The 16,245-nt window shown below is 59.5% G+C and carries 8 protein-coding genes; 6 read left to right on the top strand and 2 right to left on the bottom strand.

What is annotated here, in order from left to right; all coding sequences use genetic code 11:
- Positions 1-39 precede the first annotated feature (39 nt).
- Together IB254_RS03170 and IB254_RS03175 are read left to right on the top strand one after the other, a co-directional pair.
- The gene (locus IB254_RS03170) at positions 40-1,293 is read left to right on the top strand and encodes an OprD family porin (RefSeq protein WP_192416368.1); all 1,254 of its coding nucleotides are present in this window, start codon (positions 40-42) and stop codon (positions 1,291-1,293) included.
- Between the two features lie 80 nt (positions 1,294-1,373).
- Entirely contained in the window at positions 1,374-3,047 is a 1,674-nt protein-coding gene (locus IB254_RS03175) for a methyl-accepting chemotaxis protein (protein WP_192416369.1), read from the top strand.
- A gap of 49 nt (positions 3,048-3,096) precedes the next feature.
- On the opposite strand, the gene IB254_RS03180 is transcribed toward IB254_RS03175, so the two are convergent.
- On the bottom strand, positions 3,097-3,963 hold the full coding sequence (locus IB254_RS03180) for a patatin-like phospholipase family protein (protein ID WP_192416370.1): 867 nt from the start codon (positions 3,961-3,963) through the stop codon (positions 3,097-3,099).
- A gap of 428 nt (positions 3,964-4,391) precedes the next feature.
- Here IB254_RS03180 and gabP point away from each other — a divergent pair, with 428 nt between their 5' ends.
- From gabP to IB254_RS03200, 4 genes are all read left to right on the top strand, one after another.
- Positions 4,392-5,798 carry a GABA permease gene (gene gabP, locus IB254_RS03185; protein ID WP_192416371.1) on the top strand — a complete coding sequence of 469 codons (1,407 nt, stop codon included), beginning with the start codon at positions 4,392-4,394 and terminating at the stop codon, positions 5,796-5,798.
- A gap of 108 nt (positions 5,799-5,906) precedes the next feature.
- On the top strand, positions 5,907-6,992 hold the full coding sequence (locus tag IB254_RS03190; protein WP_192416372.1) for a GlxA family transcriptional regulator: 1,086 nt from the start codon (positions 5,907-5,909) through the stop codon (positions 6,990-6,992).
- A gap of 213 nt (positions 6,993-7,205) precedes the next feature.
- Positions 7,206-8,927 carry a type I secretion system permease/ATPase gene (locus tag IB254_RS03195; protein ID WP_008041537.1) on the top strand — a complete coding sequence of 574 codons (1,722 nt, stop codon included), beginning with the start codon at positions 7,206-7,208 and terminating at the stop codon, positions 8,925-8,927.
- Complete coding sequence (locus IB254_RS03200) at positions 8,920-10,290, top strand: HlyD family type I secretion periplasmic adaptor subunit (protein ID WP_192416373.1); 1,371 nt, start codon at positions 8,920-8,922, stop codon at positions 10,288-10,290. Before IB254_RS03195 ends, IB254_RS03200 begins: the two co-directional genes overlap by 8 nt.
- Positions 10,291-10,502: 212 nt before the next feature.
- Here IB254_RS03200 and IB254_RS03205 read toward each other — a convergent pair whose 3' ends face one another.
- Positions 10,503-16,118 carry a putative Ig domain-containing protein gene (locus IB254_RS03205; RefSeq protein ID WP_192416374.1) on the bottom strand — a complete coding sequence of 1,872 codons (5,616 nt, stop codon included), beginning with the start codon at positions 16,116-16,118 and terminating at the stop codon, positions 10,503-10,505.
- Positions 16,119-16,245: the final 127 nt, after the last annotated feature.

The following is a 16,245-nucleotide window of genomic DNA, read 5'->3' on the forward strand; positions in this document are numbered from 1 at the left end:
CTGTTCTGCACACCAAATAACAACAATGAGTAGTTTTCCATGACCACTTTGCATTCCCAACGGGCGCTGTTTTCACTTCTTGGTTTGTTGCCGCTGGCCAGCGCCAGCGCAGAAGAATTTATCGATGACAGCAAGCTCAAGCTGCAATTACGCAACGTCTATTTCAATGAAAACTTCCGCGACGAACATGGCTTGAGTGCCAAGTCGGCAAGGACGGCGAAGAGCGAACGAACCGAATGGGCCCAGGGATTCCTGTTGGATTACCAGTCGGGATTTACCCCCGGCACCCTCGGGTTTGGTGTTGATGCCCTTGGCCTGGTCGGGGTCAAGCTCGACTCCGGCCGTGGCCGCAGCGGCACGGGCTTGCTGCCCGTCCATGATGACGGTCGTGCGGCAGACGAGTTTGCAAGCCTGGGGATGACCGCCAAGGCCCAACTGGCCAAGACCACAGTCAAATACGGCACCTTGTTACCCAAGACTCCGGTGCTGATCTACAACGACGCGCGTCTGTTGCCGCAAACGTACCAAGGCACACAGATCAGTAGCGTCGACATCGAAAACCTCACCCTCACCGGGGGCTACCTGGATCGATTCAAACTGCGCGATTCCACCGACAGCATGCCGATTGTGCCCGACGGTTACGGCGGAGATAAATCAGGGGACTTCAGCTATGCAGGGGCAGAATACAAGCTGGGGAAGAGCGTTCGTTTGAGTTACTTCTATGGCGAGCTGGAAAACTTTTACCGTCAGAATTTTGCAGGTATCCAGCACGATCTACCCTTGGGCGGCGGCGTGCTGACCAGTGACTTGCGCTACTTCAACAGTGTCGATACCGGCTCGGCCTACGGTGGCAAGATCGACAACAACATGCTGAGCGGGCAACTGTCCTACGCCATTTCCGGCCATACATTCGGCGGCGGATACCAGACCCTCAGTGGTGATGCCGGACTGCCCTTTATCAGTGGCGCAACGGTGTACTCGTTCAGCAACGCCGGGATAGGCAAGTTCATCGAGGAAGATGAAAAAACCTGGATGCTTAATTACGGCTATAACTTTGCCGCCCTCGGCGTGCCGGGCCTGACGTTCTCTACTCGCTATCTGAGCGGCAACGACGGTAAGTCCAACACCACGGTAAAAGAGTGGGAACGTGACGCCGAACTGGCTTATGTCGTGCAACAAGGCACCTTCAAAGGCTTGGGGGTGCGGTTGCGCAACTATGTTTATCGCTCTGATTATTCCCGTGGCCGAGACAGCAACCGGATCTACTTTACCTACGACATCGCGCTCTGGTGATTCCCTGATCGCGGCCTCGCGATATTCGCAGGCCGCCTTTTCAGCCTCGGCCTTACAGGATTGGGTGAAGGATTTCAACGATGTCGTTTAAAACCAAAATACTGTTGCTGACCTTGTTTCCGGTGATGTTGTTTGCCCTGGTGTCAGGTTTGAGCACCCACAGCACTTTGCAGTCCCAGGCCGAGCAAGAAGTCGCTCAAACCCGCGAGCGACTGCTTGAGGAGAGCCGCACTCGGCTCAAGGATTACGCGAGCATTGCTCGCACTTCCATAGCCGAACTTTATGATCGGGCTGCTGCCGGGGATCCGTCCAGCCGAGCCTTGGCGATCAGCCGCTTGTCGAAAATGAAGTATGGCGATGACGGCTATTTCATCGGTTATGACAGCCAGGTTGTACGCCTGTTTCGCGGTGACAGCAGCGAAGGCGTCGGCACCAACATGAGTGATCGCAAAGACATCAACGGGAAATACTTGAACCGCGAAATGGTCGCTGCGGCAAAAAATGAGACTCACTTCGTCACCTATTCAGGTGGGCTGGTCAACACCGATAAGGTGGTGGCGAAGCTCGCGTACAGTTTTTACTTGCCCAAGTGGGACATGGTCGTGGTCACGGCGATCAATCTGGACAGTATCGACGTTCAGGTCGACAAGGTGCGGGCAGATGTTGATGCGCGGGTGCACAGCTTGATGTTCAGCATCGCCATCATTGCTTGTGTGCTGGTCGGCATTATCGGTGTGTTGGCTTTACTGCTGGTCAAGCGCAGTTTGCGCCCCTTGACCCTGATTCGTGCCCACCTTGATGAAATCGCTGCGGGCGAGGGGGATCTGACGCGGCGTCTGCCGGTGGTCAGTCGAGATGAGCTTGGGCAACTTGCCGGTTCGTTCAATGCGTTTATCGATCAGATCCACAGCCTCGTCAGCCAGATCGTCGCCATGAGCGAGCAGTTGAATGGATCTGTGAGCCATGTGGCCGAGCAGAGCAGACATATTGACCGTGCCATGGATAAGCAGCGCCAGGAAACCGACCAAGTGGCCGCGGCGATAAATGAGATGTCATCGGCAGCGCAAGAAGTATCGGTCAGCGCACAAAACGCTGCCGACGCCGCCGTCGAAACTGACAGGCAGTCCCGGCACGCGAGGCAAATAGTCAATGGCAGCATGACTCGAATTCAGGCACTCACCGTGGAGCTTGATGAGAGTGGTATCTCCATGAAGAGCCTTCAAAACGATGTGACTTCTATCGTCACCGTGCTGGATGTGATCCGCTCGATTGCCGAGCAGACCAATCTCCTGGCACTCAATGCGGCTATCGAAGCCGCTCGTGCCGGTGCTGCCGGGCGAGGGTTTGCGGTGGTTGCCGATGAAGTGCGCGCGTTGGCCAGCCGTACTCAGCGCAGTACCCAGGAAATCCAGGCGATGGTCGAGCGTCTCAAGGGCACGACTGATGGCGTGGTCAGTGCAATGCTTCAATCCACCAAAGCGGCTCAAGGCGCTAACGCTCAGGCCGATCAGGCGGGTGAGTTCCTGGGCAACACTGTCGAACTGATCGCGACCATCAACGCGATGAACGCACAAATCGCGAGCGCTGCGGAGGAACAGACCTCGGTGGCTGAAGAAATCAACCGCGGGGTGCATCAGATCGCGCGGGCCATTGATTCCGTTGCCAACCAGACCAAGAGCGGGGTCAAGACCGTCGATGAGCTGTATATGATCGGCAATCGTCTGCAAAGCTTGCTCGGACAGTTCAAAATTTGATGCCGAGGGAGCAGGGCGGATAGACAGGGCAACAGGTCATTCACATCACTCAATGCTCATGGGCATGTGAATGGAGGGTCAGGGCACCCGGTACCTTGGTGCGCTCCAGCCCCCCACGTTCCAGCCACCGAAGGGTCTGCACATAGGCACGCTGCAGCAAAGACTCGGTCTGGTCAAAGTTGAACACCGAGACATCCACAGGGCACAAGGGCGGGACAATGTGCAGGCTGGTGACAGCGCGGAAGTGTTCGATGTCGCTCACCAGTTGACGCATGCTCATCAGGTTGACGGTGTGCAGGGCCAAGGCGACCAGGCCCCGGGGCGGTTGTGTCAGGGCGCAACTCACGCCGGTGGGGATTACCACGACGTTGGTGGCTCCCAAGGCTACGGCCGTCGAAATGGGTGTATTGCTTGCCACGCCGCCATCAACCAGAAACTGATCGGCGATTTGCACGCAGGGGAACACCAGCGGGATGGCAGCGCTGGCGAGTAACGCCTGCTCGAGGTCGCCACTGGACAGAACCGTCTCGGCACCACTGAGCAGATCGGTGGTGACGATGTGTAGAGGCAGCGTCGCCTCCTCAATGCGATGTATGGGAAGTGCCTGCCCCAGCAATCGGTGTAACGCCGCCGGCTGCAATAAAAAGCCACGCCGTTTGATCAGTCCTTTGCAGGTGTCGATCCAGGAGAGAGGAAAAATGTCAGTTTTACTCAGCCCACGCCAGAATCCGGCGAGCGCCTCGACGCCCTCGGAATCGGGCCTTGCGGCAAAGTAGGCACCGTTGATAGCGCCTACCGAAGCGCCGACGACCATGTCGAATCGAACATCGGCCTCGACCAAGGCCCGCAACATTCCCACCTGCACCGCACCCAAACTGCCGCCGCCAGCGAATACGATTGCGGTTTTGGTGACCATGGTCGAAGTCTCTGTGCGGAGATGTATCGAATGAGTGTAGCTGACGGGGTGGCGCTGAATTCCGTGAAGGCAGACTACGGAGTCATCCTCTCCAACCGATGTGCCTGCACCGGTTGGATGGAACGTGCCTATAGAAGAGGGATCAGCTGTTGGCTACCTTCGTCGAGGTAGTAAACCGGTAATGGATTGTCACGCTGGCGCATGTCGATATCAGACTCACAGGTGGCGCGCTCGGGCTACTTGCGTTGAAGACTGGACGCGTAAGGTGACGCGTCATTTCATGGCTGTGCAGTCACGATGACTGATGGGAAATGCTCAGAAGCGTTGAGGTTCGCCGCTTTCGATAAGGGGCAACAGGAAGAAATGATGATCGCCTGACCCTCAGTCAGCACGCTCTAACGTCGATCACCAGAGAACAAAAAAAAACAATGAATAGCCTGAACTCTAAAGATACGAACGGTCAGTTGGCACAGGGTTTCAAGCCGCGCCACGTCACTATGCTTTCCATCGCGGGGATTATCGGAGCAGGTTTGTTTGTCGGGTCGGGACATGCCATCGCTGCCGCCGGTCCGGCGGTATTGCTGGCGTATCTGTTCTCCGGGCTTTTAGTCGTTCTGGTCATGCGCATGCTGGGCGAAATGGCGGTTGCCAACCCGGACACCGGATCTTTTTCCACCTATGCAGACCAGGCAATCGGGCGTTGGGCGGGCTTCACCATCGGCTGGCTGTATTGGTGGTTCTGGGTGCTGGTGATCCCCATCGAGGCGCTCGCGGCCGGGCACGTATTGAACCAATGGTTCCCACAGATCGATACCTGGTTGTTTGCCTTGCTGTCGATCATCCTGCTGGTCGTGACCAATCTCTTCAGCGTGTCCAAATACGGCGAGTTCGAATTCTGGTTTGCGATGGCCAAGGTCGTGGCGATCATCGGGTTTATCGGCCTTGGCTTTGCGGTGCTGATGGGGTGGATTCCCGAGCGGGAAGCCAGCGGGTTGAGTCGACTCATGGACGAACATGGCGGGTTTGCGCCCAACGGTTTGTCAGCGGTCGTCGGCGCATTCATCACCATCATGTTCAGCTTCATCGGTACGGAAGCGGTGACCATTGCGGCCGCCGAATCCAGCAACCCTGCGCAGAACATCGCCAAAGCCACACGCTCGGTGATCTGGCGGATCGGGGTGTTCTACTTGCTGTCCATTTTCGTGGTCATTTCCGTGGTGCCCTGGAATGATCCGTTGTTGGCGTCTGTCGGCTCTTACCAGCGGGCACTGGAGCTGATGAACATTCCCCATGCCAAGTTGCTGGTGGATGTGGTGGTGTTGATTGCCGTGGCCAGCTGCATGAACTCGTCGATCTATATTTCCTCGCGCATGCTGTTTTCGCTGGGCAAGCGCGGTGATGCACCGAAACCATTGAAGGTGACGTCGTCGGCGGGTGTGCCGAGGGCAGCGGTGATCGCCAGCACCGTGCTGGGTGCCGGAGTGACCTTGTTCAGCTACTTCATGCCCGCCGGTTTATTCCAGTTTCTGCTCGCCAGCTCTGGCGCCATTGCGTTGCTGGTGTACCTGGTTATCGCCGTGTCGCAATTGCGCATGCGCAAGATCCTGCGTCGGCAGAACGTCACGCTGAACTTCAAGATGTGGTTGTTTCCCTGGCTGACCTGGTTTGTCATCGTCTTCATCAGCGCGGCGCTCGCGGTGATGATGGTGACGCCCGAGCACCGTATGGAGGTTTCTTCGACCATCGTCCTGGCGTTGGTGATTTCCTTTATCGGCCTTGTGACGACGCGCAATCATGGGCAGCCGCAGAGGGTGGTGTCGGCGGAAAGTGCATAGCCACTTCAGCGTAAACCTGCTTGCGATCTTATAAGTATGCGAGCAGTGGCGGGGCGGTAAACCGCCCGCGCCATGGGCCATTACCGCTCACTGGGAGAATAATCTTCGATGGCATATGACACCCCCAGGGCCGTTTCTCCCCAAGCCATTGGTTTTTTGCTGCTGGACCAATTCACTTTGATTTCTCTGGCCTCTGCAGTAGAGCCGCTACGAATGGCCAACCAGCTGACCGGTCAGGAGCTGTATCGCTGGCACACTTTCAGTTTGGGAGGCGAGCAGGTGTGGGCAAGCGACGGCATGCCGATCACTCCGGATGCGTCGATCAATAACGCACCGATGCTTGATACCGTGATTGTCTGCGGAGGCATCGGCATTCAAAGCGCCGTGACCCGGGAGCACGTTGCCTGGTTGCGAGCCCAGGCGCGACGCTCGAAGCGGATCGGGGGCGTGTGCACAGGCAGTTGGGCCTTGGCCCAGGCAGGCTTGCTCGATGGGTTCGATTGCAGCGTGCACTGGGAATTTCTGGCCGCCATGCAGGAAGCTTTTCCGCGCGTGAACCTCAGCTCCAGTTTATTCACCCTCGACCGGGACCGCTTCACCAGCTCCGGTGGAACCGCGCCAATGGACATGATGCTGCACCTGATCAGTCGCGATCATGGTCATGAACTGTCAGCGGCCATCTCCGAGATGTTCGTCTACGAGCGGATCCGCACCGAGCAGGATCACCAACGAGTGCCCCTCAAGCACATGCTCGGCACCCATCAACCGAAGTTGCAGGAAATCGTCGCCTTGATGGAGGCCAATCTGGAAGAACCGATCGAGCTCGACGAACTGGCGAGTTATGTTGGCTTGTCCCGTCGACAGCTCGAGCGGTTGTTTCAGAAATATCTACATTCCTCGCCGTCGCGGTATTACCTCAAATTGCGCCTGATCCGCGCACGTCAGTTGCTCAAGCAAACGCCGATCTCCATCGTAGAGTTGTCGGTGGTGTGCGGCTTTGTGTCCACCCCCCATTTCTCAAAGTGCTATCGCGAGTGTTTCGGCATTCCACCCAGCGATGAGCGCCTGGTGGCGCAACCGCAAGTGGCAGCAAGTCCGACTCTGCAAGTATTTCCGCCGGCAAGGCCGATGAATTTGCTGGATCAGGCGCGCGATGAGTCAACGTTCGCAAGTATCAAGATTTTGAAATCCTGAACAATCGCCGCTGTGCTACATACCCGCCCGTCACCCCCAACAACCCGGCCCGCACTAACCCGAGGTTGCGTTGTCAGTATTCACGCCTGGCGACGAGGATCGTCTCTGATAGCGGCACGTCAGACTACGACTATTTTTTTCCAATGCCTGAGGGCAAAAAGCTCGCGATGGATTGCGTCTTGGACCGACTCTTCCTTTTGCGGGCGACACTCTATGGGTTTGCTTCTCGATCCACGGCATGACATTGATGCCGCGTTATTAAGCTATCGCCGTGTGTTCTGGTCGTTGGCGCTGTTCAGTGGTGTGATCAACCTGCTGGTGCTGGTGCCGTCGCTCTACATGATGCAGGTGTACGACCGGGTCCTGACCAGTCGCAACGAAACCACCTTATTCATGCTCACCTTGATCGCCCTGGGACTGTTCATGTTCAGCGCCCTGATCGAGTGGGCACGCGGCGAGGTGATGATTCGCATGAGCGCCGGGCTGGACGAGGCCCTGGGCGAGCGGATATTCGATGCCGCCTTCGCCCGCAGCCTGCGTGAGCACAACGCGAACCCGGCGCAGGTGCTCACCGATCTGGCGACGCTACGGCAGTTAATCACCGGCCAGGGCCTGATCGCCTTGCTGGATGCACCGTGGTTGCCCATCTTCGTGCTGGTGGCGTTCATCTTTCATCCTTGGTTCGGCGTGCTGACGCTGGTTCTCGCGCTGGTACTGATCGGCCTGGCGCTGTGGGGCGAGTTAGCGACTCGCACACGCCTGGACGAAGCCAATCGCCTGGGCGTGCAGTCGTCGATCTATGTAAACAGCACGCTACAAAATGCCGAAGTCATCCGGGCTCTGGGCATGCTTGGACCGTTGCGCCAGCGCTGGAGCCTGCTGCAGCAACGCATCATTGCCGCCCAGTCCCATGCCAGCGACCGCGGGGCGCGTATCACCGCGACGACCCGCTTCGTGCGCATCTCCGGACAGTCGCTGGCCCTGGGCCTGGGGGCGCTGCTGGTACTGGAAGGCCAATTGTCTGCGGGCATGATGATTGCGATGTCGCTGCTGCTGGGGCGTGCCCTGGCTCCCGTGGAAATCGCCATTGGTTCGTGGAAGCAATTCAACTCTGGACGCCAGAGTTACCAGCGCCTGAGCCAACTGCTTGCTCAGCAACCGCGCGAGCGCCTGCGCATGCCGTTGCCACCGCCCACCGGCGCGCTGCGCCTGGATCAGGTGTATGTCGGCCCGCCCGGCGCCTCGCAACCGATCCTGAGGGGCATCAATTTCAGCCTGACCAAAGGTGATGTGCTCGCCGTCGTTGGCCCCAGCGCCAGTGGTAAATCAACGCTGGCCAAGGCGCTGGTCGGGGTATGGCCGGCCATGGGCGGGTCGGTGCGCCTGGACGACGCCGAGATCAGTCAATGGTCCCACGACGCCCTGGGCCCGCACCTTGGATACCTGCCGCAGGACATCGAGCTGTTCGACGGCAGTGTGGCCGACAACATTGCCCGCTTCGGCGAGCAGGACGCCGACAAGATCATCGCCGCAGGGTGTCACGCCGGCATTCACGAGATGATCCTCAAATTCCCCAAGGGTTACGACACGCCGCTGGGCCCCGGAGGGCTTGGCTTGTCCGGTGGACAAAAGCAACGCCTCGGCCTGGCTCGCGCGCTCTATGGGCACCCTTCGCTGATCGTGCTCGATGAACCCAACTCCAATCTCGATGAAGCCGGAGAGGTGGCGCTGGTGCAGGCCATCAATGCGCTCAAGGCTACTGGCAGCACCGTGGTGCTGATTACCCACCGGCCAAATGTGCTGGCAGTGGTTGATCACATCCTGGTGCTCAAGGACGGTACTCAACATGCATTCGGTCCAAGGGATCGGTTGCTCAAGGCATTGAGACCGGGGCCAAGACCGGCCGCGGTCAGGGAGGCTGGCGGAGATGCGTGATCTGACCCCAGAGGCACAAACGTACAGCGAGCATGGGCTGAGTGCGCGCGGCACCACAGTGCAGCCACGCGCCAGCACCGACGCCGGGGGCGCGGCACGCTATGGTGTGGGTTTCCTGGTCCTGACACTGGGCGGTTTCCTGCTCTGGGCCTGTCTGGCGCCACTCGACCAGGGTGTCGTGGGCAGCGGCACCGTGGTGGTGGCGGGCGAACGCAAGGCTGTGCAGTCGTTGGTCGGTGGGGTGGTAGAAAAGCTGCTGGTCAGCGATGGCGAGCGCGTCACCCAGGGACAGTTGCTGGTCCAGCTCAATACGGTGCAGGCGCAGGCGCAACGGGACGTGACTTTGGGCAAGTTGCTCAATGATCGTAGCGTCGAGGCGCGGTTGATCGCCGAGCGCCTGGGTTCAGCCGAGATCCAATGGCCCGTTGAACTGCTGGAGCGTGCCGACGAGCCGCGGGTCAAGGCCGCCATGGCCTTACAGAGCCAGCTGTTTCTGACCCGCCGTGCAGAACTGGGCAGCCGTTTGCAGATCATCGAACACGAAGCCGCGGCCTTGCAGCAGCAATTGCTCGGCTACGAGGGCGTCAAGCGCAACTACGACGCGCAGATGCACTTCCAGCAGCAGGAGCTGGAGGGCCTGCGCAATCTTGCCCGTGAAGGTTACATTCCGCGTAACAAACTGCTCGAGGCCGAGCGCAATGCAGCCCAATTGGCTGGACAGATTTCCTCCGGAGTGGGCGATGTTGGCAGGACCCGCCAGGCGATCAGCGAAAGCCGGCTCAAGGCCTTGCAGGTGCAGCAGGAATTTCGCCGCGATGCCGAAACGCAGCTAAGCGAAGTCTCTGCCGAGGCGGCCGGTTATACCGATCAGATTCATGCCTTGCAGTTTGAAGTCGACAACGGCGCAATCCGTGCGCCGGTATCCGGACAGGTCATGGACGTGAGCATTCACACGGTCGGGGGCGTTGCGCAGGCGGGCCAAACCCTGATGCAGGTGGTACCGCTGGATGCGCCGATGGCGATCACCGCGCGTTTCGAGCCGCTGATGGCCAATAAGCTACGCCCGGGTTTGCCGGTGCATGTGCATTTCACTGCCCTGCAACGGGTGGATACACCGACGGTCACCGGCACTGTGACTACGGTGTCGGCGGACCAGTTGATCAATGAACAGACGCACCAGCCGTACTTTTCCGCCAAGGTTGAAATTCCCGCCGACACCGTCGCCTCGCTGCAGGCCGCTGGTCTGCTGGTGCGCCCCGGCATGCTCGCCGATGTCACGGTGGTGACGGGGGAACGCACCTTGATGAATTACCTGATGAAACCTTTGCGTGAGCGCTTGCTTGCGGCCTTCAAAGAGGAATGAGCGTGAAGCCAGTCCTGCGCTGGCAGCGCGACTGGCCGTGGTGAATTGTGGCGAGGGGATAAATCCCCTCGCCACATTAGTCTGTGTTGGTCTTTGATTTTCAGGCACCGAAAAAACCCTGCGGGAGCGAGCCTGCTCGCGATGACGGCGGTACGTTCAGCATGGAAGCTGATTGACCGACCGCTATCGCGAGCAGGCTCCCTCACATCAGGTCAGGCTGTGAAATCGCTGGCCTGCAGCTCCTTGACGCCCACCATCTCGAATTCGAACTCGGGGGTGACGTCGGCGTTGACGCTGCCGGAGAGGATGCCGTCGGCAAAGCGTAGTTGGCCAGTGGCGTTGGTGGGGTCGAAGGCGTCGCTGCCAATGAACATGAATGCGTCGACGGTGGCGGTCAGCGGGTTCGCGTCCAGGCTGGTGAAATCCAGATGATCACCCTCAGTGGTCTTGAAACCGCTAATCACATCGCGTAAAGCCCCGACGCCCATGTCCGACAGCGCTCCAAACACGTAGGTGTCCGCGCCAGTGCCACCGGTGAGGTTGTCGGTGCCTGCGCCGCCGATCAGTCGGTCATCGCCCGAACCACCCACCAGGGTGTCGTTACCGGCACCACCGTTCAGGATATTCGCGGCGCTGTTGCCCGACAGACTGTCGGCGTTGGCGCTTCCCGTCACGTTTTCGAGGAATTTCAAGGTGTCGAGCCCCGACCCCGCGGTGTTTTGTTGTGCGGACGTCGACAGGTTTACAGTAACGCCCGCCAGGGCCCGCTCGAAGGACACTGTGTCGTTGCCATCGCGTCCGTCCAGCACATTGTTGCCGGCACCGGCGAACAGCGTGTTGTCCAGCGCATTGCCTGTCCCATTGGCGGCTCCAGCGCTATCGACATACAGATTCTCGACGTTGCTGCCGAGGGTATAGGCCGCCAGGCTGCTGTGCACGTTGTCGACTCCTCCAGGCACTGCATTGCTGTTGGTCTCGATCGCGGTGTCGTCGACATTGTCGACATAGTAGGTGTCGTCACCATCGCCACCGCTCATGCTGTCGGCCCCTGCGGCACCATCGAGCACGTTGTCGGCAGCATTGCCGGTGATGAAGTTACGCCGCTCATTGCCGGTGCCGTCGATTTCCGACACGCCGGTGAGCACCAGATTCTCGAGATTGGCGCCCAGCGTCCAGCTGACCGAGGCCTGCACGGTATCGATCTGCGCGGTCGAGGTGTTGGTTTCCTCCACACTGTCGAACGCGTTATCGACCACGTAGATGTCGTTGCCATCGCCACCGGTCATTGTGTCGGCGCCCAAGTCGCCATCCAGTGTGTCGTTGCCCGAGCTGCCCACCAAGGTGTCCGCTTGATCAGTGCCGGCAATCATCCCGCCCTGGTTCTGAGCGTTGTCGAAAATGGCCTGCACGCTGTTGTTGTCGGTGGGATCGCCCTGGAAGCCCAGGTCATTGGCAATGTAATCGGCCAGGCGTTGGCCAACGATTTCCGCTGATTCCTCGTGCAGGTGCCAGACGTCATCGGGATAGACCAGCGGATCGACTTCGTAGCGCAAGGGCAGGTCGGTGTAGTCCACCGCCAGCTTGACGTCGGCGCGCTCGGCGGCGATGGCCTCCTGGGTGGCGCGGACATAGCCAACCCCCGCAACGATTGAGGCAATCTTCTCTTCCGAATAACCACGGGCACGCGCAGCGTCCTGCTCGTAGTGACCGGTTTCCATCATGTACACGCTGAAGTTGCCGAACTGGGCATGCAGGTAATCAAACACATTCAGGGTCGCGGCCTTGTAGGCCGATGCTGCTGCGGCTTTGTCCGTGGAGCGACCAATCTCCTGAGCGGCTTCCTCGCCCTGGCCCCAGATGATGCCCATGGTGACGTTATCGATGGATTTGAGTTCGGTGAGCTGGTCCTGCAGCAACGCCACGGCACGCAACAGTGCAGGCCCGGGTTGGTTAGTGTCGGTCAGCCACCAGCACAACTTGAGTTCCTCGGCGCCCAAGGTCGACAGGCCATTGACCGTGCTGCCACCCACCGCGATGTCGATGCCATTGCCATCGGCGTCGGTGAACTGGCTGCGCACGTCATAGGGGGTGTAGCGGTCCAGGTCATTTACCAGCATCGAGGTGCCGGATTGATCGTCGTCCTCCGTCATGCGCAAAAGGCGTGCATTGGATTGGCCGAGAGTGGGCAGGTAGAGGATGTCTTGCTGGGCGCGCTCGCCGAACACGAAATCACTGGCGGTCAGGGTGTCGAGGTAGTTGCCGTTGAGGGCGATTTCAAAGCGATTGCCATCGGCGTCGGCCTCGGCGGATTTGATGTAGGTCTTGTCGCCGGCCGCGTTGAGAGTCATGTACAGCGTGCCATTGCTGCCATCGCCGAGGCCGAGAATACCCAGCGCCGAAACGTCGATCTTGTCGACGCCCGCGGTGAAGTCGTAGACCGTGTCGGTCGCCGTGACACCCCCGGCGTCGTAGTCGCGGTAACTGTCGAGTACGTCGGTGTAGCGGAAGGCGTCGGCCCCGTCGCCGCCGTACAGCGAATCGCGTCCGCCGCCGCCGTCGACGATGTCCGCGCCAGTACCGGCCTTGATGGTGTCGTTGCCACCGAGGCCGAGGATCAGGTCGGCGCCCGCCGTGCCGTTGAGGCTTTCGGCGTTGTTGCTGCCAGTGATGGTGTTGGCGGGCGCATCGGCCACCACCAGAGCGAAGCTGTCGCTGACCGACGCACCAGAAGGATCGGTGGCCTTGACCAGGACGTTGTAATTGCCCGACGCCGTGCTGATCGGCGTGCCGGAGAACGCCAGGCTGGTGGCGTTGAAACTCAGCCAGGCGGGCAGGGCGCTGCCGTCGGCGAGGGTCGCAGTGTAGGTCAGCACATCCTGGTTGGCGTCGGTGAAACTGTCGTGGGTTACGGTGTAGTTGAACGGCGAACTTTCGGTGGCGTTCTGGTCGAGAAGGGGGATGGCCACCACCGGCGCAACATTGCTGGGAGTGTTCTGGTCCGCGAAGACAAAATGATTGGCCGTCAGGCTGTTCACCAGGTTGCCCGCCAGCGACACTTCGAAACGGTTGCCATTGGCGTCGGCGGTGAGGTCCTTGAGGTAGGTGCGGTTGCTCGAAGCGCTGTAGGTCAGTTGCAGCGTGCCGTTCAGGCCATTGCCCAAGGCCGTGTAGCCGAGCGCCGAGACATCGATTTTGTCGGCGGTCACGTCGAAATCGAGGATCTGGTCACTGGCGCTGGTGGAAGCGGTGCGGTAGCTGTCGAGTTTTGAGGTGTAGCGGAATACATCGGCGCCCGCGCCGCCGGTGAGTTTGTCCGCGCCGGCGCCGCCGACCAGGATATCGTTGCCGGCGCCGCCATTAAGGGTGTCGTTACCAGCACCACCGAACAGTTGTTCGTTGGCAGCGGTGCCCGTCAGCGTGTCGTTGTTCGGTGTGCCATTAATCACAGTCGGTGCGGCGGGTACGTCCTGCACAGCCAGCGTAAAACTGTCGCTGACGGTTGCGTTGCTGCCATCGGATGCAGTGACCTTGATGGAGTAATTGCCCGATGCCGTGTCGTTGGGCGTGCCGCTGAAACTACGGGTAGCGGTGTCGAAGGTCAGCCAACCGGGCAGGGCGCTGCCATCGGCCAGTTGGGCGGTGTAGCTGAGGCTGTCGTTATCCGCATCGGTAAAACTGGTGGCCGGCACGACGTAGCTGAACGGGGTGTTTTCGGTGGCGCTCTGATCCAGCAACGCCGTTGCCACCACCGGCGCGTGGTTGACCGTTGGCGAAGTGGCAAAGACAAAATTGGCGCTGGTCAGCTTGTCGAGATAATTGCCGTCCAGCGCAACCTCGAAACGGTTGCCATTGGCGTCGGCGGTCAGGGTTTTGATGTAAGTCTTGGTACCGGCAGTGTTGAGCACCAGGTACACGGTGTTGTTTTTGCCGTCACCCAGGCCGGTGAAACCCATGGCCGAGAGATCGATCTTATCGGCGGCGATATTGAAGTCAGTGATCAGGTCGCCAAGGTTGGCGCCGCCGGTGTTGTAGTTGCGGTAACTGTCCAGGCGGTTGGAGAACACAAAGGTGTCCGCCCCGGCGCCACCGGTAAGGGTATCCATGCCGGCGCCGCCGTCAATTTTGTCGTCGCCTGCATCGCCGCTGAGGCTGTCGTTGCCCGCCAGACCGAGCAGGGTGTCGGCCGAATCGCTACCCAACAGCGAATCGCTGCCGCTGGTGCCGGTGACCACCCGATTGAAAATGAAGTTGCTGGCGGTAAGGGTGCTCGCCAGGTTGCCCGACAGAATCAACTCGAAGCGATTGCCGCTGACGTCGGCATCGTAGTCCTTGATGTAGGTGCGGTCGTTGCCGGCGCTGTAGCTGACCTGCAAGGTGCCACCACGGCCATTGCCCAGGCCGGTGAAACCGAGGCCGGCGAGGTCGATCTTGTCCTGGGTGACGTCGAAGTCGGTGATGGTGTCATCGAAGCTTGCGGTTGCGTTGCGGTAACTGTCGGACTGGGCGACGAAACGAAACGTATCGGCACCCGTGCCGCCGGTGAGTTTGTCGATGCCTGCACCGCCCACTAGAGTGTCGCCACCGGCCCCGCCATTGATAGTGTCGTTGCCGGCTGCGCCATAGAAAATTTCGCTGGTCGCGCTGCCCAGCAGAGTGTCGTTGCCAGCCGTGCCTTGCACGGTAGTCATGGGCACCGTGGCGTTTACGTAACTGCCGTCACCATAGACCAGTGTGGCGCCTTTGCTGGTATGGCTGATGGTGTTGCCGATGATGGCGTTGCGATCGGTGCCGTCTTCATTGCGCTCTGCAACACCGTAGGTCGACAGGTTGCTGCCGCTGATGATGTTGCCCTGGATTGTGTTGTCGCTGCCGTTGAAGTACTTGCCGGACACGCCCAGCGTGTCGTCGTAGGACTGGATGATGATTTCCGGTACGGGGGCGCCCAGAGAGTTGTTGTTGAGTGTGTTGTCGATGATCTCGACATGGTTACTGCCGTAGATGCGGATCCCGGCGCTGGCGTTGTCGTGAATATCGACACCACTGACGGTTACATCGCTGGACAGCTTGACCAGCACGCCTTCAGCGCCGTTGCCGTACACCTCGCCACCGGTGATGGTGATGTTGCTGGGGGAGGGGATGTCCTCGCTGCCGCGCTGCACCACGATGCCACTGCCGCCATTGTTGTAGGCAACGTTGTTGCTGAGGGTGAAGTCGTGGGTGCTGGTAACGACGTTAAAACCGTGGCGGTCATTGTCGTAGGCGACGTTGTTTTCGAAGGTGCTGTCGCTGAGAAAGTCCGCAACGAAGCCGTCCAGGCCATTGCCGTGGGACACACTGTTCTTGATGACCATGTTGACGGTCTGCTCGTGGGGGTCGAAACCGTACCCGGAGCAATCCTTGATCTCGACGCTGTCGAGGGTGACGTTGGAGTCGTAACCTTCCTGACCGGGAATGTAGCCATTGAACCAGCCGTCGATCTTGCCGGTGGTGTTGTCGCGGTTACCGTCGATAGTGAGGTTGCTGACGCCAAAGTCATGGGTTTCTTCGCCATAGGCCGAGCGGATGACCCCCGTGATTTTGGTGTCGGAGCCGTCAGCCACCTTAACGGTCGTATCGCCCATGCCGTCGCCGTACAGATAGACGTTGCTCTTGAGCATCAGGCAGCCGTCGGAGGGTTCCTCACCTCCCGAAACAATATATGTCCCGGTCGGCATATACACCTGCCCACCGCCTGCAGCCGCCGCCGCATCAATCGCACTTTGTATCGCTACCGTGTCGTCTGTGATGCCATCTCCTTTGGCGCCATAATTTTGCACATTGAAAATCATTAGCTTATCTCCGTATCGGGTAAGAACCTCGCTAGACGCCAATATTCCATCGACGACCACCGTGTTAGGACCCAGCGGAGTGCAAAAGTTGTGACCGCATATCGGGAGAGTGTCAAAAATCAGGTTT

The sequence above is a fragment of the Pseudomonas sp. PDM03 genome (assembly GCF_014852385.1).
Taxonomy (GTDB): Bacteria; Pseudomonadota; Gammaproteobacteria; order Pseudomonadales; family Pseudomonadaceae; genus Aquipseudomonas; species Aquipseudomonas migulae.

Coding starts and splice junctions, on each gene's coding strand:
- IB254_RS03170 (WP_192416368.1), top strand. CDS start 40: ATGACCACTTTGCATTCCCAACGGGCGCTGTTTTCACTTCTTGGTTTG.
- IB254_RS03175 (WP_192416369.1), top strand. CDS start 1,374: ATGTCGTTTAAAACCAAAATACTGTTGCTGACCTTGTTTCCGGTGATG.
- IB254_RS03180 (WP_192416370.1), bottom strand. CDS start 3,963: ATGGTCACCAAAACCGCAATCGTATTCGCTGGCGGCGGCAGTTTGGGT.
- gabP (WP_192416371.1), top strand. CDS start 4,392: ATGAATAGCCTGAACTCTAAAGATACGAACGGTCAGTTGGCACAGGGT.
- IB254_RS03190 (WP_192416372.1), top strand. CDS start 5,907: ATGGCATATGACACCCCCAGGGCCGTTTCTCCCCAAGCCATTGGTTTT.
- IB254_RS03195 (WP_008041537.1), top strand. CDS start 7,206: ATGGGTTTGCTTCTCGATCCACGGCATGACATTGATGCCGCGTTATTA.
- IB254_RS03200 (WP_192416373.1), top strand. CDS start 8,920: ATGCGTGATCTGACCCCAGAGGCACAAACGTACAGCGAGCATGGGCTG.
- IB254_RS03205 (WP_192416374.1), bottom strand. CDS start 16,118: ATGATTTTCAATGTGCAAAATTATGGCGCCAAAGGAGATGGCATCACA.